Here is a 23,386-nt window from a genome sequence, read left to right as displayed (position 1 = left end):
CGTTCCTCTCAACCTAAAGCCTATCCGCTTCAAATTTTACCTAAAACTGATAGGTGGTGAGAGGATGACCCTTCGGTTGCCATGCGGTGTCGCTTTCCCGATAATCTGCGCCACTCTTTGCCCCGCCAGGAACCTCCATGTCTGTTTTCGCCATTTACCCCGGCACCTTCGATCCTATTACCAATGGTCATGCCGATTTGGTTGAGCGCGGCGCCCGCATGTTTGATCGACTGATCGTCAGCGTCGCCGCCAATCCCAACAAGCAACCGCTGTTTTCATTGGAAGAACGAGTCGCTTTGGCGAGTGAGGCGTTGGCGCATCTGCCCAAGGTCGAGATTCGCGGTTTCGACATCCTGCTGGTGAATTACGCTAAAAGCATCGGAGCTCACGTCATTCTGCGTGGCCTGCGTGCTGTGTCCGATTTCGAGTTCGAGTTTCAGTTGGCCAGCATGAATCGCCGGTTGGATCCCCAGGTCGAGTCCATCTTTTTGACCCCCGCTGAACAGTATTCCTTCATTTCCTCCAGCCTGGTGCGTGAAGTCGCTAAATTGGGCGGCAACATTGCGCCGTTTGTTCATCCCAAGGTTGCAGCGGCGCTGGCGACAAAATTCGCATCCCGAAAATAATCGAGTAAAATGCTCGGAAATTTAGCGCGGCTACCGCGACAGTCGCACTAGGTTTTCCGAGAGATGCCGACGAGTCCCGCAACTGCGGGCACTTTCAGAACAATGAGGAGCCAGTCATGGCGCTGATGATCACCGACGAATGCATCAATTGCGACGTGTGTGAACCCGAATGTCCCAACGAAGCCATTTTCCAGGGCGAGGAAATCTACGAAATCGATCCAAACCGCTGCACTCAGTGCATAGGCCACTTTGAAACCGCGCAATGTATTGAGGTCTGCCCGGTAGATTGCATCATTCTGGATCCCCAACATCCCGAAACCGACCAGCAATTACGCGCCAAGTACGAGCGTCTGACCCAGGCGGCCTGAATCCCTCCGGCGCTCACGCGCTGCCTGCCTTGATCAAAAGGGTTGGGAGAATTGATCCGGTTCTCCCAACCTTCAACTTTTGGTCTTGAGCCACTGCCAGCGGGCTTCTCTGCGTCACGCCGGCTCAACCGCCTACCGGCTAAATTCAGTCTTCCCCGTCATCGAAGCCGCAAACCCAGCAGCATTCCCCGCCGTAAATGCCGCGAACCCGCCTGAAAAAGCATGAACCGCGACTATCCTTAACTCAGGAGAAATCTTTCGGGTACGACACCGCCCGGCAACGGTTTCAATCGCATGTTTCAAATGGGAGTAAATCAACGATGGCAGCGCAACAACAAGGAGGATTACGGGTATTGCTGGTGGGTGCGACCGGCCTGACAGGCGACCATTGCCTGAGCCGATTATTAGCGGATGAGAGCTTCAGCAAGGTCACGGTACTGGCCCGCCGACCGTTGGCGCGAACCGATCCGAAACTGACAGTTTATCAGGTCGATTTCGACCATCTCCGCGACCATGCTCAGGTGATGGCTGCCGATGCCGTCCTCTGCTGTCTGGGCACCACCCATCGGGCAGCGGGATCGCCGGAGGCGTTCGCCAAGGTGGATCATATCTACGTCGCCGAACTGGCTCGACTGGCGGCAGCACGGGGCGCGTCCCGCTTGGTGCTGGTATCGGTAGTGGGCGCTGATCCCAGTTCGCCAGTGTTCTATAACCGGGTCAAGGGCCGGGCCGAGGCGGCGGTGAGTGAATTGCCGTTCAAGACGGTGCATATCCTGCGACCCTCGCTGCTGCTGGGTGAACGCCATGAAGCCCGCCCGGCTGAGGACTGGAGCAAACAACTCGCGCCGGTTTGGTCACTGTTTATGTGGGGTTCGCTCAGCCGCTATAAGCCGGTGTCGGCAGAAACCGTCGCTGCCCGGATGGTGGAATTGGCCAAGAGCGATCAGGAAGGCGTGCATATCCACCATTTCAACGAATGATGGCGAAAGCGGGCGATTTCGGATGAAAGCGCGGCAACAGCGGTGGATAGCGGGTCTGGCGGGGCTGATCGGGATCGCCCTGTTTGGCCCGCCGGGTATACCGCTGGCTTCGGCGAAGAGCCTCTACAAATACCAGAATGCGTCCGGCGCCTGGGTCTTCACCGACCGGCCACCGGCAGCGGACACTCCGGCGGAGGTTCGCCCGCTCCCGGTTCAGGAACTGCCAACCAAGATCAGTATCCGCAATCGTGGCGCGCCGGATGCCCCCATCCTGGCGGTGGTCAATGACTATTACGGCCCGCTCGAAGTAGAAATCAGTGCCGAAACTCTGGAGAACATGCGCGCCGATCCAGCGCTACCCGTGCGAGTGGTCGCGCCGGCCCGAACGGAGGCGAGCGCCGTCATGTTCAAGCCCACCGGCCCGCGCTGGCGCTATGCGTACCAGATACGGGCGGTGCTGGGCGATCCCGCTGCGGTACACCAGCCCGATCAGCCCTACGCGCCGCCGTTCGCTTCGGGACAGCGGTTCGGCATCAGCCAAGCCTTCAATGGGGCGTTCAGCCACCAACATCCGCAAAGCCGTTACGCGGTGGACATTGCCCTGCCGCTGGGGACGCCGGTGCGAGCCGCCCGCGCCGGCGTGGTCATGGAAATTGCCGCCGATTTTCTGGATGGCGGCACCGATCCGAAGTACCAGAGCCGCGCCAACGCGGTGCGCATTCTGCATCAGGACGGCACGATGGCGGTGTATGCGCACCTTCAAGCCGATTCGGTGCGAGTCACGCCCGGGCAACGGGTGGAGCGCAGCGCCTGGCTGGCGAACTCCGGCAATACCGGTTTTTCCACCGGCCCACATTTGCATTTCGTGATTCAGCGTAACGCCGGGATGGAACTGGTGTCGGTGCCCTTCGAGTTCGCCCGTCAGGATGGACACGGCATTACCCCAGTGGAAGGAATGCTGCTGACCGCGCCGTGATCTGGGATAGAGTATCAAGATGTGCGAGTCATCAATGAACTATGATCTTGAATCTCTGCGCTAATAAGAACACCGCCGGCGGGGATGAATGCCACTGACCCGTTCCGTATCGCCTATTACCTGCCTTGTCACCCGCCGAATCCCATGGCTACAAAAAGCATCACCTCGGTCAAAGCCAGTCCGGTCACATTGCCATCCGCCGCCACCAGCGAGGAGACTTTCGCCGCCATCGTCGGAGCCTGCCTGCGCCATGCCGAAGCCAACCAGCCCGCAGTGCTGGATGAGCAGATCGAGGGGGTTCATCAGATGCGGGTTGCATTCCGACGGTTACGTTCTGCTCTCAAATTGTTCCGCCCGCTGATTCCTCGCGAAGCCAGCGCTGGATCGGTCGAGGGTATTCGCTGGCTGAATAGCTTTCTGGGACCTGCCCGTGACTGGGATGTATTCCTGGACGAAGGAATGCCGCCGGTATTCGCACACTTCCCGCGCAAGCGCGGTTTGCTGCTGTTTCGAGCCAAGGCTGAGGCGATTCGCCAGAACCACCGTCGCAGCTTGTGCGAGACCGTGCATGATTCCCGCTATCGGCAACTGATCCAGGGGTTGGCCGACTGGCTGGAACAGCGCGCCTGGCAGGGTAGTTTGAGTGATGAACAGCGGAAGCGGCTGGCACAACCGGTGCTGGACTTTGCTACGCCGCTGCTTGGACACAACTACCGGCGAGTCACCCAGCGCGCCGATCAATTCGCCAAATTGTCTGCCGAAGAACGGCATGGGCTGCGCATCCGCATCAAGGAATTGCGCTATGCACTGGATTTTTTCGCCAGTCTCTATCCTGCTCCCGCAGTCAAAACTTACCTGAACGCGCTGGCTCGGTTGCAGGATTGCCTGGGGATCATGAACGACATTGCGGTGACACGGCGCTTGCTGGACGAGGCGCGGCTTACTGCCGCTTCAGCCGCCCGCCAGGTTATTGAAGGCTGGTACGGTTGCCGATTGGATGTACACGAACACCAGTTTGTCGAGGTCTGGCAGCGATTCATGGAATGTGAACGACCTTGGAAGGACTGACCGGCAAGCGTCTGGATAGCCGCTCTATTCAAATTTATCACCGTTAACCATCAGATTGGGTACATTAATCGGAGAGGTGTTTCTATGCTGCTGACTTGCAAAAAATCCCGTGTTGCGTGTTTTCGTATCCCCGGAACTTCAGGAGAATGCTATTGAGCGATAGAACCCTGACCCAGCAGTTAACCGAATTGATCGTCGCCAAGCCGATTGCGCCACCCGATCTGGAACATGCAGCATTACTGACCCTGGATGCGATAGCGAACGCGCTGGCGGGACGGACGAGCGAGCCGGGCGCGATTCTGTTGCGCTGGGCCGAGGCCACCTTGCCGACCGACGCTGCGCGCCGCGCTTTCCTGCTGGGGACATTGACTCACATTCTGGAAACGGACGATCTGCACCGAGCTTCGGTAGTGCATCCGGGTTGCGTAGTGGTGCCGGCCGCTTGGGCTGTAGCAGCGCGAGAAGGCATTCGCGGCCATGCCATGCTGCGGGCGGTGCTGTGGGGTTTCGAGGCGGCTACTCGGGTCGGCATGGCGGTTGGGCCTTCCCATTACCGGCTCTGGCACAACACCGCAACCTGTGGCCCTTACGGCTCTGCCATGGCGACAGCAGCGCTGTTGCATCTTGATCTACCAGCGACGGTCCATGCTCTGGGTAACGCCGGCGCCCAGTCATCGGGACTCTGGCAATTTCTGGAAGCCGGAACCATGACCAAACACCTGCATGCCGGGCGGGCGGCGGAGGCGGGGGTACTGGCGGCGGATCTGGCGCGCTACGGCTTCACCGGGCCAGCGTCGATGCTGGAAGGCGCAAAGGGCTGGTTCGCCGCCACTTGTCCGGATCCGGATCCCGATGCCGTGACCCGCGCCCCGGACGGTCCCTGGCAACTGTTGCTCACTTCGATTAAACCCTGGCCGTCCTGCCGTCATACCCATCCGGCCATCGACGCCGCGCAGGAATTGCGCCACCGCATCGTGGCGGGCACGATCGAGCAGGTAGAGGTGGAGACCTATCCGGCGGCGCTGGATGTCTGCGACCGGCCGCAGCCGCAAAGCGATTACGAAGCCAAATTCTCGCTCCAGCATTGCGTAGCAGCGGCGCTGACGCGAGAACCTGTGGATTTCGCTGCGTTCACTGCGCCAGCGCGAGTGGAACTGGCAGAGTTGCGTGGACGGGTGATAGTGCGAGTGGCCGATCCCTATGCCTCGGCCTATCCGCAGGCCTGGGGCAGCGCGGTAACCGTGACGGTGCGGGGCGGCGAACGTCTGACAGTACGGCGAACCCATGCCAAGGGCGATCCTGAGGCGGCATTATCACCGATTGAACTGATCGCCAAAGCGCGAATGTTGATGAACCAGGGCAGGGTGCGCGAGCCAGACCGACTGATTGATGCGATTCTGGCGCTGTCTGATGATGCAGCGTTACCAGAATTGCTTTGAAAGTCAATTTACTCCCGCAGTGCAACAAAAAATCCGGCGATAACTGGTTGTTTTTGAAACAAAATGTTGTTTTTTGCCGAAAAACAACGGAATGTAGTATGTTTACTCTAAATTTTTTGTTAGAATATCAACCGTGTAGCAGGCGTTTCTTTATTCTCCTCTGTTTGCTACACATCCTCCTTTGGTGGTTTTTGGCCGGGTGCTTTTACCCGGCCTTTTTTCTTTTGGACTCCGAGAACAACCGACCGGTTACGACACACTGGTCCAGGCACAGGCTGGCAAGGAGTGCGAACCAACTCTGCGCTGCAGCAGTGGTTTCGACCTCATCGGCCTGTTTATCGAGGCGGAAGCGCGGCGAATGGAGCGGATTCGCTCCTAGTAAAATCCAGAATGGGGCAGGCGCGTCGGTGAGGTTGGCATTTCCAAAGCGCCGCTTTAGACTGTGGCGCACACAGACACGAACCGTAACTACAGAGGGAATCCGATTCCGTGGAGATGAAAAACATCAGCCAAATGCTCCGGTCATTCCGGGATAATTTGCCCAATAACAGCAGGACAGCCATTGCAATTGATCGCGGTGCCAGCCTGGAAGAAATTTCCGAGCTGGCCGAAGAGGAAGGCTTGCACAAGCTGGTATCGGTACTCTTCGAAGCTGAGCAGGAAGCCTTGCGGGATGGCTTGGATGTCGTTGAGGATTCAGCGAAAGCCACTGAGACCTTCATCCATGAGGCTCGCAAGGATCTGCCTGAGAACAGCCGAACGGCAGCAGCAATTGATCGCGGCGCCTCCTGGGAGGAAATCTCTGAACTGGCCGAAGAGGAAGGCTTGCATCAGATCGCCTCGGTATTGTTCGAAGCTGAGCAGGAACAATTGCGCAACCCCTTATGAAACGTTTCGTCAAGGTTCTACTGCAAAATCCCGGCGCCGCTTCGTTGGCGCTGTTTACCCGGGAAATCTGGGCGAATCCACGGGCCATGGGCGCGGCCTGCCCCAGCACACCCTCGCTGGCAAGCCGGATGGCGTCGTGGGTGCCGCTGGATCAGGAGGGATTGGTCGTGGAACTGGGCGGAGGAACCGGTGCGGTCACCACCGCATTGCTCAAGCACGGGGTGCCACCGTGGAAGCTGGTGGTGGTGGAACGCTCGCCGACGCTGGTTAATCATCTGCGCCAGCGGTTTCCGCAACTGCGCGTCATCCAGGGCGACGCCGCGCACCTGACCCAATTGCTGGGTCACGACCACGCGCAGGGCATTGGCAGCATCGTGTCCAGCTTACCCTTGCGCTCGCTGCATCCCGCGACCACCCGCGCTATCAGCCATCAATTCGAGATGCTCATCAAGTCCGGCGGCCTGCTGATTCAGTTCACCTATAACTTGCGCGGTACCCGCGACCGGTTGCTGCCCTGCTTCCGGCGGGTATCGAGCAAGATCGTCTGGGGCAATCTGCCACCGGCGCGGGTGGAAGTGTTCGAGCGGGAATGAACCCCTAGTGCTTCAACCGGGCTGGATTGACGTAAGGGTAGGGTGGATAAGCGTAGCGCATCCACCTGAGCCGCTTGGTGGATGTGGCGCAGAGCGCCTTATCCACCCTACCTATCCCTGATTTCATTTAAGGTCGCATGAACTCCGGGATTTCTCGCGGAAAATCTCGATGTTAAGGATGACCAAAAATGCAACCGGTTGACGGCTATTCCATTCGGGAAATGATTTACGAGAGCAGTCACAGTCAGGTCTTTCGCGGCTGGCGGACATCCGATGCGCTGCCGGTCGTGATCAAAACGCCCTCATCTTCCAGCTTTTCCGTTCGGGAAAACCTGCGCTACCAGAACGAATATAACCTGCTGGCCGCCCTGAATTTGAGCCGGATCGTCAAGATGCATGACCTCGTCCAGTACCGTTCCGGGTTCGCCATCATTGAGGAAGATTATGGCGCTGGCGATCTGGATCAGTGGTTGGGGGAAAATCGCATGGCGCTGCCGGAGTTCCTGCCGGTCGCCATTCAGATGGCCGAAGGTCTGGACCAGATGCACGGGCAACGGATCATCCATAAGGACCTCAATCCGGCTAATGTGCTGATTCATCCCGAAACGGCGTTGGTGAAGCTGACCGATTTCGGGCTGTCCACCCTGATCGGGGTTGAAACCCAGGAAGCCTGCACCCCGGAACTGATCGAAGGCACCTTGCCCTATGTATCGCCCGAACAGACCGGACGGATGAACCGCGCCATCGATTACCGCACCGATTTCTACTCGCTGGGGGTGTGCTATTACCGGATGCTGACCGGAACGCTGCCCTTTGTGACCACCGATCCGCTGGAGATGGTGCATTGCCATATCGCCCGCCCACCGGTTGCCCCCGCTGTCCTGAATGCCGCAATCCCGCCGGTGCTGTCCGAGCTGGTGATGAAACTGTTGGAGAAGAAGGCCGAGGATCGCTACCAGAGCGCCTACGGGGTGATGCAGGATTTGATCGCTTTGCAGGCAGCGGCGAGTTCCGGTGAGCCGCTGCCGAAGCTGGAACTGGGCCGGTGTGACGTGTCTCGTTATTTTCAGGTCGCTCACCGACTGTATGGCCGCCACCGGGAAACCCGCCGGCTGCTGGACGCCTTTGATCGGATCACCGTGGGGCGTTCCGAGTTGCTGCTGGTGGGTGGCTATTCGGGCATCGGTAAAACCTCGCTGGTCAACGAGGTGCAAAAGTCGCTGGTGCTAAAGCGCGGCTTTTTCATTGCCGGCAAGCATGATCAGTTTCAGCGGGATATTCCGTTTTCCGCCCTGATTCAGGCGTTTCGCCGGCTGGTCAGCCAGATGCTGAGCGAGCGGGAAGAGCAGATTCAGCACTGGCGGGAGACGCTGATGGCCGCGCTGGGCAGCAATGCCCGGGTGATTATTGACGTGATTCCCGATGTGGAGTGGATCATCGGGCCGCAGCCGCCAGCGCCAGAACTGGGATCCGCCGAGGCGCAGCATCGCTTTAGCCGGTCCTTTCAGCAGTTCATCGGGGTGTTCGCCCGCCCTGAACATCCGCTGGTCGTCTTCCTGGATGATTTGCAATGGGTCGATGCGGCGTCGCTCGCGCTGATGGAGCTGTTGTGCGCCAACCCGGATAGCCGCAACCTGCTGATGATTGGCGCCTATCGGGATAACGAGGTGTCGGCGTCCCACCCGCTGGCGCTGACCCTGAACCACATTCGCGATGAATTAGCTTCGGTTGAAACCATCCTGCTCGGCCCGCTCGAACCCGACGATCTGAATCAGATGATCGCCGACACGCTGCATCAACCGTCGGCGGCCACGCACCCACTGACACGACTGCTGCTGGAGAAAACCGGCGGCAATCCGTTTTTCGTCGCCCAGTTTCTCAAGGAACTCCACGATCAGGGCTGGTTCCGGCTGGACCCGGCCAATGGGCGCTGGCAGTGGGATATGGCGCAGATTGAAGCCGCCGGCATCACCGATAACGTGGTGGATTTGATGGCGGGGAAAATCTGCCGGATGAGTCCATTAACCCGGCAAGCGCTACAGATTGCCGCCTGCATCGGCAATCGCTTTGCTTTGACGGTGCTGGCGGCGATTCAGGATCGGACTGAGATCGCGACCGGCAGCGATCTGTGGGAGGCGATCCAGGAGGGGCTGGTGGTCACCGCCAAAACCGAGTTCCGGTTTCTGCATGACCGGGTTCAGCAGGCGGCCTATTCGCTGATTGCCCCGGCGGACATCGGGCCGCTGCATCTGAAAATTGGTCGCCAACTCTGGTATCGCGCCAGTCCGGCGGAACTCGACGAACACCTGTTCGATATTACCGGGCATTTGAATGCGGTGCTGGCGCTGATTGATGACCCAGACGAACGGTTCCAGTGTTCCCTGCTCAATCTTCAGGCCGGGCGCAAGGCCAAAGCCGCGACCGCCTACGAACCGGCGCTGCGCCATTTTCAGGTGGCGGCTGAGCTACTGGCCGCCGACTGCTGGACAGCGCACTATCGCCATACGCTGGAGATTTACCGGGAACGGGCCGACGCGGCCTATTTGCTAGGCCAGTTCGCCGCCGCCGAGGCCGACCTTAACGAGGCGCTGGCGCACGCCGCCGACCGCTACGATCAGGCCGACATCTACCTGCAAAAAATCATTCAGTACAATCAGTTGGGTAAATATAACGATCTGGTGGAGGTGGCACGAACCGCCCTGCGCCTGTTCGGCGTGACCCTGCCTGACGCCAACGATGAGGCCGGGCTGGCCGCCGATTTTGGGCAGCAGATGGCCGAGTATTCCCGCTTGCTGAATCAGCGCCCGATGGGCGACTTGATCGAGCTGGCCGATATCGCCGACCGGGAGCAGGATGGCATTATCCGGCTGATGGCGATTCTGACCGATGGCACCTACATCGCCGTCCCCAGCTTGTTCCCGCACATCGTGATGGAAGTCGTCAACCGGTCGATGCGCTACGGCCACAATGCCATGTCGGCGATTGGTTTTGCCTGGGCGACGGTGCTGATTGTCCGGCAGTTCGGCAATTATCAGGATGCTTACGCGCTGGGCGCACTGGCGATGCGCCTGAACGAGCGTTATCCCAATCCGCGCATCCGCGCCCAGGTCACGTTTCTGTATGCCGTCTGCGCTCTGCACTGGGTGCAACCGCTGGCGGAACAGATCGAGGTCTATCAGCAGGCCTATCAGTACGGGATCGAAAATGGCAACCTGGTGTTCGCCGGCTATGCCCGCACCATGATCCCCAAAACCACCCTGGCCGCGCTGACGGTGGACAAGGCGCTGGAGGAATGCGCGATCAGTCTGGCGTTCTATGCCAAGAGCGGTTCGCCGTTCCTGATGAGCGAACGGTTCTGCCAACTGTTCCTGCAACGGCTCAAGGGCAAAGGGCGAGACCTCACCTCGCTGAGTACCGACGAGATCGACGAAACCGCCTGGCTGGAGCGCTGGCAACACCCGGCAACCCGCTTCGGCCACGGTCTAGCGTATTTTCTGAATTTCAAGATTCAGTTGCTCTACCTGTTCGGTCAATGGCGGGCGGCCTGGGACTTTGCGACGGCGCATGCCGACTGGATGCAGTACATCCCGATTTTGTATGAAACCACCGTCTTCACCTTTTACCGGGCGCTGGCCGGGGCCTCAGTGCATGAGCCAGCGGATGCGGCGGAACAAGTACGGATCGCCAGCACTTTAGGCGAAGCGATTGCCGACTTCACCGTGTGGACGGCCAACTGCCCGGACAACTTCGCCTGGCAAGAGCAACTGTTGCGGGCGGAACAGGCCCGAATGAGCCAGCGCCCGGCAGACGCCCTCGCTGGCTACGTTCGCGCCGCCGCGCTGGCCCGTCGGTATCACCGACCGCTGGGACTGGCGCTGAGTCTGGAACGGGCGGGACGGCTCCATCTGCAACAGGATCAGCGCAAACGGGCCAAACCGGAGCTGGAGGAAGCGGTCTTCCACTATTACCAGTGGGGAGCGACCGGCAAGGCCCAGGCGCTGAATCAGGAATTTGCGGGACTGTTGACCAGCGCCGCCGTAGCGCGGCTGCCGGTCAGCGCCTCGTCCAGCGGCCAGTCTACTTCCGCCCTTTCCACGCACCGGCTGGATCTCGATACCGTCCTCAAGGCGTCGCTGGCCCTGTCCAGCGAAATCCAGATCGACGGCCTGTTGCAGAAGCTGATGGCGATTGTCATTGAAAACGCTGGCGCGGAGCGGGGTTACTTGTTGCTGCCCGATATGGATCACTGGTTAATCGTCGCCCAAGCCAGTGTGCTGGATCGAAATGCCCAACTGAAGCAGATCCCGCTGGCGGATTCGACGATGGTCTGCGAATCGGCGATCCGCTATGTGATCCGCACCCGGCAGGATTTGACGCTGGACGATGCCGGTCAGGACTCGGCTTTTTGCCGTGACCCCTATGTCCAGCGGCAAGGCGTCCGTTCGGTATTCTGTCTGCCGTTGCTGGCGCAGAACCGCCTGAACGGGGTGCTGTATCTGGAAAACAATCAGCTTGCCGGGGCCTTCGCTCCTGGCCGCATCCAGATTCTGAAGATGCTCTCCGCTCAGGCCGCCATTGCCATTGAAAATGCCCGGCTTTATGAAAGTCTGGAGCGGCAGGTCGCGGAGCGAACTCATGAGCTGTCCGAGGCCAATCGCCAGTTGCAACAACTGAGCGAATACGATGGACTGACCGGCATCGCTAACCGGCGCAAATTCGACGCGGTCTGGAACACGGAATGGACACGGGCGATTCGTCAGGGTTTGCCATTAGCCGTCGCCATGATCGATGTCGATCATTTCAAAACCTACAACGACCATTATGGGCATCAGGCCGGGGATGATTGTTTGCGGCAGGTTGCCCAGGCGCTGGCGGTGACGGTGCAGCGGGTCAATGATCTGGTGGCCCGCTATGGTGGCGAGGAGTTCGTGGTGGTGTTGCCTGGCCTGACAGCGCCAGAGGCGCTCGAAGTCGCCCAGAAATTGGGGGCAGCGGTAGCGGCCTGCCAGATTCCCCATGCCCACAACAGTGCTGCGTCGGTGGTAACAGTCAGTATTGGCGTGGCCTGGCGGATCCCGGAACCGGATGCGTCGCCCAATGACCTGATCGTCGAAGCGGACACCCGGCTCTATCAGGCCAAACATGCGGGCCGGAACCGGGTAGCGCCTGCGCCCTGAACCCCCTAGTGCATCAACCGACCTCAAATGAAATCAGGGATAGGTAGGGTGGATAAGGCGCTCTGCGCCGCATCCACCTACCGGCTCAGGTGGATGCGCTGCGCTTATCCACCCTACAATTCATCCATCCAGCCCGGTTGAAGCACTAGCCTGATGCCTACCTCCGGGCGGCACGCTCCAATTCCGTCGCCTGTTCGGCCTGAATCGCGGTCAGGGCGATAGTGAATACAATATCTTCCACCAGTGCCCCCCGCGATAGATCGTTCACCGGCTTGCGCAAGCCCTGTAGCATCGGGCCAATGCTGATCACGTCGGCGCTGCGCTGTACTGCCTTGTAGGTGGTATTTCCGGTGTTGAGATCGGGGAAGATAAACACCGTAGCTCGCCCCGCCACCTGACTGTCCGGCGCTTTGCTCTGCGCCACATCCTTGATAGCGGCTGCGTCGTACTGCAAAGGACCGTCAATCAGCAAATCCGGGCGCCGTTCCCGGGCGATGCGAGTCGCTTCCTTGATCTTTTCCACATCGCTGCCGCTGCCGGACGCGCCGGTGCTGTAGCTCAGCATCGCCACCCGTGGTGTAATCCCAAAAGCCTTGGCCGACTCGGCACTCTGGATCGCAATGTCGGCCAGTTCATCGGCATTCGGGTTGATGTTGATGGCGCAATCGCCGTAGACCAGCACCTGTTCCGGCAGACACATAAAGAAGACTGACGAGACCAGCTTGACGCCGGGCGCGGTCTTGATCAATTGCAGAGCCGGGCGGATGGTGTTGGCAGTGGTGTGAACCGCGCCGGACACCAACCCGTCCACTTCGCCCAGTTGCAACATCACCGTGCCCAGCACCACCGGATCGTGCAACTGCTCCTCAGCCAGCCCCGCCGTCAGTCCCTTGTGCTGGCGTAAATCCACCATTGCGTCGATGTAGCGCTGCCCGATTTGGGTGGGATCGATGATCTCGATGTCCGGTGGGATGGACATGCCGCGCCGCGCCGCCAGCCGGTGCATCCGCGCGGCGTCGCCGAGCAGCACACAGCGAGCCAGGCCACGCTGGTGACAGATGATGGCCGCCTCAATGGTGCGCGGTTCATTGCCTTCGGGCAGGATGACCCGTTTGCTGGCCCGCCGGGCGCGATCCACCAACATGTGCTGGAATGCGGGCGGGCTAAGCCGCCGTTCCTCGAGGTTGGCCAGCAGCGGTTCCTTCCAGTCCAAAGTGATGTGTGAGGCGACTGCGGCCACCGCCCGCTGCATCCGGTCGCGGTCGTCAAGCGGAATTTCCAGGTTGATGTAGGGCAGGTACAGCACCGACTGCATGGCGCCGTAGGCAATAGTCAACACCGGCAAGCCGGTGTCGAGCGCCGGCCCGCACAGCTTCCACAGGCGCGGGTCGGGTTTAACACCCCCGGTTAGCAATACCGCTGCGACATGAGTACCGCTCATCGCGGCCATGCAAACGGCCAGCAGCAGATCGTCCCGGTCACCGGGGATAATGACCAGTGCCCCCGGTCGCAACTCCTTACAGCTATTGGCCAAGGTGCCAGCGCCCAGGACAACGTGGGTGACTCGCCGATCCAGATGCCCTTCGTAAAGAGCCTGGGCATCAATCATGTGCATGATGTCCTGCACTCGCGGCGCGATCAGGTCACGTTGCCAAGGAACGCAGCCCAGCAGCTTGAAGGTTTCCGGCCAGTGGCGAGCGCATTCGCTACGAAATTCGGCCTCGTGGCTGGGATCGTAGCCGTTCTCGGCGCGGCTGAAATCGAAGCGGATATGACCGGTCGGATCCACCGGCGCATCCAGCAGATTGAGGATGCAACCGATCATCCGTTCGTGGCGGATACCGCCATAGGCTCGGGCGACGACTTCCACCGTGTCAGCGACCTGGCGCGGGGTATCACGACCGGGCGCAGTGACAATGATAATTTTGGCATCCAGGCTCCGCGCCATCTTGGCGTTGAGCGGGGTGCCGTAGGATTGCTCTTCAGTATCCATCAGCCCTTCAACCACCACCACGCTGGCGTTCTGGGCGGCTTGCTCGTAGCGGGCAATGACTTCTTCCAGCAGCACGTTCTCGTGGTCATGCCCCAGCAAGTTCTCGGTTTGAGTGACCGAGATCGGTTCCGGCGGATTCAGGCTGGTAACAATCCGCGCCAGCCGGGTCGAGCGTTCCGGCCCGGTATCGGTGGCATGCGGTTGGCTGATGGGTTTGCAGAAGCCGACCGGAATGCCCTCGCGGTCGAGTGCGTGGACCAAACCGAGGGCCACAGTGGTGAGTCCGACCCGTTGTTCGGTGGGAACGACAAGAATTGCGGTAGCCATGGTCATTCACTCTTGGGTGAAAGATGTTGCAGTGCAATATAGCATACAACGAGTCGGTTTTTGATCCTGCTGCTGGAGGATGACGGGTCAGGGCAATCGTACTCTGTGGGAGGTTGACAGGAGAGGGATGGTCGGGCGACGGGACGGGATTGATCGGATGGAGAAACCGCATGCTGCCTTAACGGCTCGACCCACGCCCGTATTTTGCCGATTTGCCCGATCCCTGCCGGGAAACGCGCAATAAACTGCACAAACGGCATGATATTTTGATGATGGTCCTGTGTGCGGTACTGAGCTGGGTGGAGGACTGGAGCGCGTTCGCTGGCCGGGCGTGCTGAGTCTTGGCGCAGCAGGCTGTGGCAGATAAATCAAACGAAATCAACGTCATCCCGGACCTGCTGGCGCTACTGGAAATGTGCTGCGTCATAACGGCCCCCTACGCGGCAGTATCCGTAGCCGAAAACTCCGCGCCGTACTCAGTGATGATGACCGGGTGCGCCTCTTGATTGAGGGCCCCTGTCCCGAATACCCCATAGTGTGATTGCCCTGGATCACGGGTGAAGGCAGGAGGGCTGAATATCGCTGCATCAGCAGTAGTGCGTGGGCGGTGCAAGGCCGCACCGGATGCTCTCACTTTTCCTGAGCGGGTGAGTTGCACTACGCTAGGCATCGCTAAAGCTAACCAGAAATCATCATGACTCACCCCATCAGCCGCTATCCCTCATGACCCTTGCCCGCTATTACCTTGGCTGTCCGGTCTGGAGCAACCGCGACTGGATCGGCGAGTTGTTTACCGCCAACGCCAAACCCGGCGAGTTCTTGCGTCAGTATTCGGCGGTGTTCAACACAGTGGAGGGCAATAATTGTTTCTACGGGTTGCCCAAGCCGGAAATCATTAGCCGCTGGCAGGACGAAGCTGCGCCGGGATTCCGGTTCTGCTTCAAATTTCCGCGTGTCATCAGTCACGAACGGCGGTTGCGCACGGTCGCGGCGGAGACGACGGAGTTTTTGGAACGGCTGTCCCCGCTGGCGCAAACCGGTCATTTGGGGCCGTGCTTCCTGCAATTACCGCCCAGTTTCGGCCCGATAGAATTGCCTGTGCTGCGTGATTATCTGCTGGCGTTGCCTACGGAATTTCAGTACGCAGTCGAGGTGCGGCATCGGGCGTTCTTCGCCAAGGGCGAGGAAGAACGGCTATTGAATCGGCTGCTGCTGGATCGAGGCATGGATCGGGTGATGCTGGACAGTCGCGCCCTGTTCAGCGCCGATCCCACCGATCCCGACACCCGAACCGCGCAAGGCAAGAAGCCGCGACTACCGGTTCACGCCATCAGTCTGGGACCACGTCCGTTTATCCGCTACATCGGCCATCCCGATCCGGAAGCAAACCGGCCGTTTCTGGAACCGTGGCTGGATAAACTGGAACTGTGGCTGAATGAGGGCCGGGAACCGTATTTTTTCGCCCACACCCCAAATAACCGGCAAGCTCCGCGCCTGGCCCGAAGGGTTCACGAAGGGCTGCGCGCACGCTGTCCTGCGGTGGGTATATTACCGTCATCGTTGATCCGTTGATAAAGCAAGCCATCACTTACAGCAACGTGCAAAGGTTCTACAAGGGTCTATATTCAAGGATGGGTGTCTACGCAGAAAAGCGACGGCGCAGCTTCATTTACCTCGCAGGTTTCCATCATTTCCGTTCAGGCACCCGGTTAGGCGTTCATCGACGCTGAGCAACAACCCGTTCGGCACCCGGTGATGGTTTTGACCCTACGCTAGATGGGGAGGCTGCTGTGAAAAGAGGAACTATATTGGAGGAGACGACCGCGCACGCGGCACATATTCTGTCGGTGGTGCAGGGCACCAAAACTGGCGCTTCGCCGGAGGCCAGCATTGCCCGTTCCTGGATCCGCTGTGTCAACAACTACGGTCTTGATTCGGTCCATTCCCATCAGACCCAGGTACTTGAACAGATCCGTTTGCGCGAACATCAGCAACGGCTGGATGATTTTCTGGAAATCGCCCAGATCGAAATGGACAGCCTCTATCAGCGGATCGCCGGATCAGGCTTTGCCGTGATCCTGACCGATCGCGATGGCGTGATTGTCAACTGGATTTGCGATGCCAGCTTGAGCAGACCTTTTGAACAGGTGGGTCTGTGGCCGGGCGCCATCTGGAACGAGGAAAACGAAGGGACCAACGGCATCGGCACCGCCCTGATTGAACAGCGCGCCCTGACCGTCCACTGCAACGAGCATTTTCGCAGTCGGCATACCCAACTCACCTGTTCGGCAGCGCCGATTTTCGATCCCCAGAAGCAACTGCTGGCGGTGCTGGATATCTCCTCGGTCAGTTCACAGGATTCCAAGCAAAGCCAGTTTCATACCCTTGCACTGGCCGCCTTGAGCGCCCGGATGATTGAACACAGTTTCTTCTTACGGGTGTTTCGCCAACAATGGGTACTGCGCTTCCATCACCGGCCTGAATTCATGGGCCAGGGCAGCGAGGGCTTGCTGGCTTTTGATGACTGCGGTCGCATTCTGGCCGCCAATCAGAGCGCATCGGATCAGGTTCAGCAGCCCCGCCATCAGATCGTTGGCCAGCGGATCGACACCCTTTTCACCATTGATCTGGATACCCTGCTGAGACACGCCTGCGGCCAGCCCAGAACGCTATGGCCCCTCGGTGATGCGACCGGCCACCGGTTTTTTACCCTGCTGCACGAGCCTGAACGACAGTCATCCAAAGGCCGGCTAAATCTGGGTATCCCCGAAACCGAGCCTTTATCCCCGCCGATGAAAACCCTGGAGGGTTTGGCCGGGAGAGACCCGCTGATGGCTTATAACGCCGATTGCGCCCGGCGAGTCATGAACAAGCGCGTCAACATTCTGTTGACGGGTGAAACCGGCACCGGCAAGGAGGCCTTCACCAAAGCGATTCACGACGCCAGCGCCCGCGCCGGCAAACCCTTCGTGGCCGTGAACTGCGCCTCGATCCCGGAAACCCTGATCGAAAGCGAGTTGTTTGGCTACAAATACGGCGCCTTTACTGGCGCCCGCCAGGAAGGCCGGCGCGGCAAAATTCTGCAAGCTCACGGCGGCACCCTGTTTCTGGACGAGATCGGCGATATGCCGCCCGCGCTGCAAACCCGGTTGCTGCGGGTGCTGGAAGAAAAGGAGGTACTGCCGCTCGGCAGCGATACGCCGGTGCCGGTGGATGTGTTTTTAATCAGCGCCACCCATCGCAATTTGCAGGAACACATTACAACCGGAACGTTTCGGGAAGATCTCTATTACCGATTGAATGGTCTGGAGCTGAAGTTGCCCGCTCTGCGCGAGCGCAGCGACCGGCTACTGCTGATTCGCAGTCTGCTGGTTGCGGAAAGCGATGGTACCCTCGTGCGCATCGCCGAGGAGGCTCTGGCGGCGCTGAATGCGTATTCCTGGCCTGGCAATATCCGCCAGCTTCGCAATGTGCTGCGCACCGCAGCGGCGCTGTGTGATGACCAATGTATCCGGCTCGAAAATCTGCCGGTGGAAATTACCGGTCTGACTCCTCACGACTCAGCGCGGCGAACATTGGGTTATGGCGCGGCGATACCGAGCGCTACGGTCACTGGAGGTCTCGCGCACGCTGAGCGAGAAGCGTTGTTAAGCGAACTGGACCGCCATAGCTGGAATATCACCAATACCGCCGCGCAGTTGGGCTTCAGTCGCAATACTCTGTACCGCAAGATGCGCAAACACGGCATTCAACCACGCGAATACCCGATACCCTAAAGCCATTGGGGCAGTCAGTCTCATGAGCGAGAATCCGGTTTTACCCAGAATGCGTCAGAATGCCCAATTGCTCCAATTTCACGACCGTTTTAACCAGCGCCTCGCTGGCGGACGGCGGCATTTCCCGGGAAGCCAGGAAATCATCCAAGGTCTCCTGCAACGAACGACTGCCGTCCAGACTGTTCACGAACTCGACGGCCTGATGGGAATGCAGGAAATAGAGGCGACGGTTGTCATAGCGGTAAACCAGACCGCCGAAGCGCTCCGGGCGGATTGCCACACCCGGAGCCAATCGGTAATAAACAGTCAGATCGACAGCCGGGTTCATTTGAGCATCCTGCCAGCGTCAATATTGAGTTTCTGCCCGGTCACATAGCGCGCTTCCTCCGACACCAGCCATAAGGCAGCATTGGCGACATCTTCCGCTTCGATCAGCTTGACCGGCAGCGCGTTACTGTGGCGGATGAATTCGACCAGATCCTCAGTCGCCATGTCGGCGGCTTGGGCCATGCCGGCGATGATGGCCGTATTAACGGCGGTAGGATGCAGGGTATTGACGGTGATGTTATGCGGAGCCAGTTCTTGCGCCAGTGAATTGGCCAGCCCGATGACTCCCCATTTCGAGGCGCAGTAGTGAGCCATGCCGGGTTCGCCGCGTAATCCGGCTACCGAAGAAGTCATCACAATACTGCCGCCGGTCTGCTGGGCCAGCATCTGCGGGACCACGTATTTCACCGCCAGCCAATAGCCCTTGAGATTGACATCGATCATCATATCCCACCACTCTTCGGTAATGTCCCAGGTCAGCGCCATATCGGCGATACCGGCATTACAGACCAGAATGTCAATGTGCCCGAACGCGGCGATTGTCTGTTTGACCGCAGAGGCCATGGCCGCGCTATCGCGCACATCGGCCACCAGTTCCAGCGCCTGGCGGCCGTACTCCCGCACCTGGCGGGCGGTTTCCTCCAAGTCGCTGCGCACCGCCAGCGAATAACGCGGATAGGGGAGATCATGGCAGATGTCCAGTGCTGCAATGTCGGCTCCCTCTCGCGCCATTAGCACCGCATGCGCTCGGCCTTGGCCGCGTCCCGCCCCGGTGATAAACGCTACTTTGCCTTCCAGTTTGCCCATATCCAGCGCCTTTTCAGATGCGTTTAGCGTGTAGGTTGGGCAAAGCGAAGCGTACCCAACAATCGCTTTTTCGATGAGTACGCTTCACTTTACCTATTTCACCGAGAAAGGGTATCAACGGGCAAAGACCAGCATGGTCGCGGTCTGATTGATATGACCAAGAAACTCTTCGCCGTAAGTGCTAAAGCCAATCGTTGGCACTCCCGCGAACACCTTGCCGTAAGCGTCCATCTGTCCTGCCGCCTTTAATTCGAGAGTGCGCAGAATACAGTTGAAATTGACTATCGCTGAAAAAGTGCCCAACTCTTTCTGCTTGGCCTCAATCGCTTTGGTCGTGTCCTCTACAATATCGCGTGATTCCAGCAGAGACAATTCCATACCTTCCTTTACATTGCAGTAAAAGACCATCGCATTGCCATCAAACCGTTGCGGGCTTCGCACAAAAGGCTCATCGCCAGCCATTAGACCGACCGGATTACGCATAAACCGCTTGCTGGCATCCGCCACTGAAACCGAAAGCGCCTCGGCATAAGCGACCGCCGCCGGTTTACCGTCAAATTCCAACACCCGACGATTGGGTTCATCCACCTGTGTTGCGACCAACTTCTTTGGCAAGGTAATAAAACTTTGAGTCTTGATAAAGCCAAAGCGTCCGGTTGGCCGCAGTATTGCCAAAACAGCGGCATTCGAGTGCGCCAAACCCCCGGAGAAAACCCAGGTTGCCTTGAACGCCAGATCGTCGCCTGCGGATCCGCCGACGAAAAGCACGTCGGTCGCATCGCCCAGCCCTTCCATCAAGGTTTCTTCGGCACCGCCCATGCCATCAACCAGCACCAGCCCAACATAGCGATCCATGTCGAGGGCCGCTATTGGCTCGCCGAAATGTTGCTCGAAGTTCATTAGCGCCTGCATGACCGCTGCCGGATTCGCTGGCTCTAAAACCAGTTGAATGTTGACATCGGCCAAGGCGTCAGTACCAAATGCCATAACTACGAGACTCTTTTCGAGCATCAATCCCGAAGTAATTTCACCTGCCGTGGTGCAGCCCAAGTGTGGCGTTCCGGGGAATGCGTCATTAACCGCCTTCGCCAGCACAGTTGGGTCATACTGGGTGGACGCAAAGAACAGCAATAGTTTTAGCGGCTCGGAACCGAGCTGCTTTTTCACATCCGCAACTGCTTCCGCAGGTGAAGCCTGTGAAGAATAGGCGGTCTGAATAGACATGTTGTTATATCCTGGTTCAGGAGAGTCTTACACCAAAATCAAGCGCCGCAGTTCGCACCTTGGCAATTATGGCGGCATCGTCCTCAGTGGTCGGCGTATATTTGAGAGGATCAATTCCCTTCAATAACAGTTTGGTTCGCGTCGAGTTTGCGATCACTACATTCCCTTTCGACCGTTCGAGAACGATGGCGTCGATCATTTTTTTGACGAGTCCCGGCATGGCTCCTCCTTCAAATTTCTTATTATGGACAAATGGATAGGAAAGTTACTCACAGCAGCCGTACCACCGACCGATTCCACTCGGAACCGGTCGGCACTGGCCTCAGTAAACGCCGCACATACCGTCAATGCTGACCTCTTCGATCAGCAGTTCTTCTGTTACCTGCGGCGGCTCTACCGAGGGTTCAGTACGCCGCGCTACTGCACTATCGGTCAGCGCGGAAATTGGCGTGGCGGTTGCGATGGATGGACTAGAGAGAGCAGAAGTCTCCGGGCGTTGCTCGACAGGAATAAACATTGAAACGATCTCCTTCAGGTTGGCAATCAACAGGGGTACTACAAAGATTAAGGATAGTTTGGTAAATGAGTGATTGCGGGTTATCTCTGCCAAATCAGACGCGGCAATAACGGGCGCAAGGTGCGGCGCTGCCAGCAGCCGCGCCAGATTCCAAGTTGATACGCCACCAATTCCAGCCAGTACAAGCCGACAAACATCAGCAACGGCAGCCGGGGTTGCAGCCGTTGATAATCGGCCAGCGGCGCGACCGCCAGCAGCAAAATGATGGTCGGCAATAACGCAGGCTGCATCCCGCCGATAGCCAGCAGCGGCAGGCTGTAATAACGCACCACATTGGCGCTCAAGTGATAAAGAGCCGCTGCATGTTCCCGACTTAGCGCGCCGGCGACTGGAGCGACCGGCAGCGTGACTCCGATCCGCCGTAACGCCCGCTGTTTCTTGACCAGTTCCGCGCCGAACAACGCTACAGCGGCAACTCCGGGCCACAGTCCCGCTGTCCCCAACCACGGCATCAGCGCCACCATGAGCAGCAATAACAAACTAATTCGCGGCAGGTGCATTTGTCGCCACCCCTCGGGGTAGCGCTGTTGCAGATCGGCTTCGGAGGAGCCGTAGTCGGCGCGGCGGCGCAGCCAGTCGCCCCAACGCACTCGATGGTGATGCACCACTCGACCGGTCGGCGCGTACCAGGCGCGGGTACCGCTACGCAGGATTCGCCAGATGAAATCGACATCTTCGCCCACCCGCAGCGCCGCATCGAAACCGCCGTGGGCCAGCAACGCATCACGCCGCACCAGCAGGTTGCAGGTGGGCAGATAGGACACTGCCGCCGTTGGCGTCACTTCGGTGGCCACTGTGCCCATGTCCAGCGGCGAGCGCACCGCCTCGAATGCGGCCACTGCGCCGCGAACCGGCGGGGCGACAACCCGGCCCCCGACTATGGCAACTGACGGATCAGCCAGATAGGGCAGCAAAGTTCGCAGCCAGTCCGGTTCCGCCACACAGTCGTTATCAATGAAGGCCAGCACCGTACCGCTTGCCATCGCCGCGGCCAAATTGCGGGCGGCGGATTGGCCGATGTTGCGTTCCTGCCGCAGTAGGGTGATCGGCAGGTCGTGCAAAACTTCGCCTAACGGTGGCATGGACGCATCGTCCACCACGATGATTTCGCGGCAGTCAGCCGGATAATCCAGCGCCAGCAGCGACTGCACACAATGACGAGTAGCTTCGGCGCGACCGTGCGCCGGCACGATGATCGAGACCTTCAGCCACCGCGTGAGGCTGGGCGGATGCCAAAGCAGCAAGCGCCGACGCAGCAGACCGTCCAGAAAGGCAGTGATCGCAGCGGGCGTCATTCCGGGAACATCAGCGGCCAGTTCGGCGCTGCTGCGCGGTTGCCGCAACGCGCTAAGCAGAGTCATCGCCTGCCGATTTAACCGCAGCGCCAGCAGCGGCCGCAGACAGAGCAGCACTCCGCCCTGGTCGTCGGCCACAATGTTCAGACCCGGTTGCAAGACATAGCGCGCCGGTTGGACAGGCGGCAGAACCGGCAACAGTGCGGTTCCAATGTCGCTGGAATCACCCCGCTGTTCCATGTTCAACTCTGGTCGGTTTGGATAAGCCATTGCGTCAACGCTGCTGCATAACACGCGGCCTGCGCCGCCAGATACCGCTCGCCTCGATCAGCGTCTGCCCGCCGGGGATCGCCTACCACCCCGGTTGAAGTCAGCGCCAAGGTGCCATTCGCCACCAATTGCGCCAGTGCCGCATCCATATCGCCGATATAACCGGGTGTCGCCTGATCCATCCGCACCTGTTCCGGGCGCAGGCACAGCAGCTCCGAGGTTTCCCATTCGCCGGCATGAAGGCCAACCGCCGTCAACGGGATACCGGCCTTAGCCGCGATGGCCAGCACCGCATCGCCACACACCATCATCGCATCGGGAATCCATAGCGCTAACTGCGGCATTTCCTGCCGCAACCGTGTTGCTGCCAGCGCCAGCGCCTGACCGTTACCGCCATGCGCCGATAGCACCACCAAGCGCCGGATGCCCCAATCGGCCATGCGCCGGGCACAATCCACGATCACCGCCGCCAGCGTTGCCGCTTCCAGACTCAATAACCCGGCAAAACCGCTGTGTTCATCGGAACAGCCGATAGGGATCACCGGCGCGACCAGCACCGGCAACTGCTTGGCCAACCGCTCGGCCAGCGCGACCGCCCGCCAGGTGTCGGTGCCCAGCGGCAAATGCGGGCCGTGCTGCTCGGTCGCGCCCAGCGGCAGAATCACCGTGGTAACG

General features: G+C 59.3%; 19 protein-coding genes. 11 read left to right on the top strand and 8 right to left on the bottom strand.

The features are described from left to right. The first annotated feature begins 137 nt into the window (after window positions 1–137). The 9 genes from coaD to BN874_RS21485 all read left to right on the top strand — a co-directional run bounded on the left by coaD (window position 138) and on the right by BN874_RS21485 (window position 12,115). A complete protein-coding gene (coaD, locus tag BN874_RS21530; RefSeq protein ID WP_034436994.1) occupies window positions 138–626 on the top strand; it encodes a pantetheine-phosphate adenylyltransferase in 489 nt (162 codons plus the stop codon). Between the two features lie 116 nt (window positions 627–742). Continuing rightward, on the top strand, window positions 743–994 hold the full coding sequence (locus tag BN874_RS21525; protein WP_034436992.1) for a YfhL family 4Fe-4S dicluster ferredoxin: 252 nt from the start codon (window positions 743–745) through the stop codon (window positions 992–994). 320 nt (window positions 995–1,314) lie between these two features. Further along, complete coding sequence (locus BN874_RS21520) at window positions 1,315–1,974, top strand: NAD(P)H-binding protein (RefSeq protein ID WP_034436990.1); 660 nt, start codon at window positions 1,315–1,317, stop codon at window positions 1,972–1,974. A 22-nt stretch (window positions 1,975–1,996) separates the two neighbouring features. Then, complete coding sequence (locus BN874_RS21515; RefSeq protein WP_034436988.1) at window positions 1,997–2,950, top strand: M23 family metallopeptidase; 954 nt, start codon at window positions 1,997–1,999, stop codon at window positions 2,948–2,950. An 84-nt stretch (window positions 2,951–3,034) separates the two neighbouring features. Continuing rightward, complete coding sequence (locus BN874_RS21510; protein ID WP_051498187.1) at window positions 3,035–4,018, top strand: CHAD domain-containing protein; 984 nt, start codon at window positions 3,035–3,037, stop codon at window positions 4,016–4,018. 152 nt (window positions 4,019–4,170) lie between these two features. Then, window positions 4,171–5,457: an MmgE/PrpD family protein gene (locus BN874_RS21505; protein WP_230314521.1), complete on the top strand. Its 1,287-nt coding sequence runs from the start codon at window positions 4,171–4,173 to the stop codon at window positions 5,455–5,457. A 495-nt stretch (window positions 5,458–5,952) separates the two neighbouring features. Continuing rightward, entirely contained in the window at window positions 5,953–6,345 is a 393-nt protein-coding gene (locus BN874_RS21495; RefSeq protein WP_034436984.1) for a hypothetical protein, read from the top strand. Continuing rightward, window positions 6,342–6,938 (top strand): class I SAM-dependent methyltransferase, encoded by a 597-nt coding sequence (locus BN874_RS21490; RefSeq protein ID WP_051498186.1) that lies wholly within the window; start codon window positions 6,342–6,344, stop codon window positions 6,936–6,938. The genes BN874_RS21495 and BN874_RS21490 overlap by 4 nt, the downstream gene beginning before the upstream one ends. Before the next feature lie 188 nt (window positions 6,939–7,126). Further along, complete coding sequence (locus BN874_RS21485) at window positions 7,127–12,115, top strand: diguanylate cyclase (RefSeq protein WP_034436983.1); 4,989 nt, start codon at window positions 7,127–7,129, stop codon at window positions 12,113–12,115. 157 nt (window positions 12,116–12,272) lie between these two features. On the opposite strand, the gene pta is transcribed toward BN874_RS21485, so the two are convergent. Then, window positions 12,273–14,435, bottom strand: coding sequence for a phosphate acetyltransferase (pta, locus tag BN874_RS21480; RefSeq protein ID WP_034436982.1), 2,163 nt, complete (start codon window positions 14,433–14,435; stop codon window positions 12,273–12,275). Between the two features lie 723 nt (window positions 14,436–15,158). Here pta and BN874_RS21475 point away from each other — a divergent pair. After that, the gene (locus BN874_RS21475) at window positions 15,159–16,007 is read left to right on the top strand and encodes a DUF72 domain-containing protein (protein ID WP_034436981.1); all 849 of its coding nucleotides are present in this window, start codon (window positions 15,159–15,161) and stop codon (window positions 16,005–16,007) included. Window positions 16,008–16,225: 218 nt separating this feature from the next. After that, window positions 16,226–18,211, top strand: a complete 1,986-nt coding sequence (locus tag BN874_RS21470; RefSeq protein ID WP_230314520.1) for a sigma-54-dependent Fis family transcriptional regulator — start codon at window positions 16,226–16,228, stop codon at window positions 18,209–18,211. 40 nt (window positions 18,212–18,251) lie between these two features. On the opposite strand, the gene mftB is transcribed toward BN874_RS21470, so the two are convergent. The 7 genes from mftB to mftE form a co-directional block, all read right to left on the bottom strand. After that, window positions 18,252–18,539, bottom strand: coding sequence for a mycofactocin biosynthesis chaperone MftB (gene mftB / locus BN874_RS21465; RefSeq protein ID WP_034436980.1), 288 nt, complete (start codon window positions 18,537–18,539; stop codon window positions 18,252–18,254). Further along, window positions 18,536–19,345 carry a mycofactocin-coupled SDR family oxidoreductase gene (locus tag BN874_RS21460; protein WP_034436979.1) on the bottom strand — a complete coding sequence of 270 codons (810 nt, stop codon included), beginning with the start codon at window positions 19,343–19,345 and terminating at the stop codon, window positions 18,536–18,538. Before BN874_RS21460 ends, mftB begins: the two co-directional genes overlap by 4 nt. A 114-nt stretch (window positions 19,346–19,459) precedes the next feature. Beyond that, a complete protein-coding gene (locus tag BN874_RS21455) occupies window positions 19,460–20,569 on the bottom strand; it encodes an FIST signal transduction protein (protein WP_034436978.1) in 1,110 nt (369 codons plus the stop codon). A gap of 16 nt (window positions 20,570–20,585) precedes the next feature. Next, a complete protein-coding gene (locus BN874_RS21450) occupies window positions 20,586–20,789 on the bottom strand; it encodes a hypothetical protein (RefSeq protein ID WP_034436977.1) in 204 nt (67 codons plus the stop codon). Window positions 20,790–20,891: 102 nt separating this feature from the next. Continuing rightward, window positions 20,892–21,014 (bottom strand): mycofactocin precursor MftA, encoded by a 123-nt coding sequence (gene mftA / locus BN874_RS24875; protein ID WP_420886161.1) that lies wholly within the window; start codon window positions 21,012–21,014, stop codon window positions 20,892–20,894. 152 nt (window positions 21,015–21,166) lie between these two features. After that, window positions 21,167–22,711: a mycofactocin biosynthesis glycosyltransferase MftF gene (gene mftF, locus BN874_RS21440; protein ID WP_081756588.1), complete on the bottom strand. Its 1,545-nt coding sequence runs from the start codon at window positions 22,709–22,711 to the stop codon at window positions 21,167–21,169. After that, window positions 22,684–23,386 (bottom strand): mycofactocin biosynthesis peptidyl-dipeptidase MftE (gene mftE, locus BN874_RS21435; protein ID WP_051498185.1); only part of this gene is annotated, 703 nt, incomplete at its 5' end. The genes mftF and mftE, both read right to left, overlap by 28 nt.

This window comes from Candidatus Contendobacter odensis Run_B_J11 (assembly GCF_000531125.1).
GTDB classification, from domain to species: domain Bacteria; phylum Pseudomonadota; class Gammaproteobacteria; order Competibacterales; family Competibacteraceae; genus Contendibacter; species Contendibacter odensensis.
Note: the sequence above shows the minus strand (reverse complement) of the source record. Positions and strands in the feature narration are given on the sequence as shown.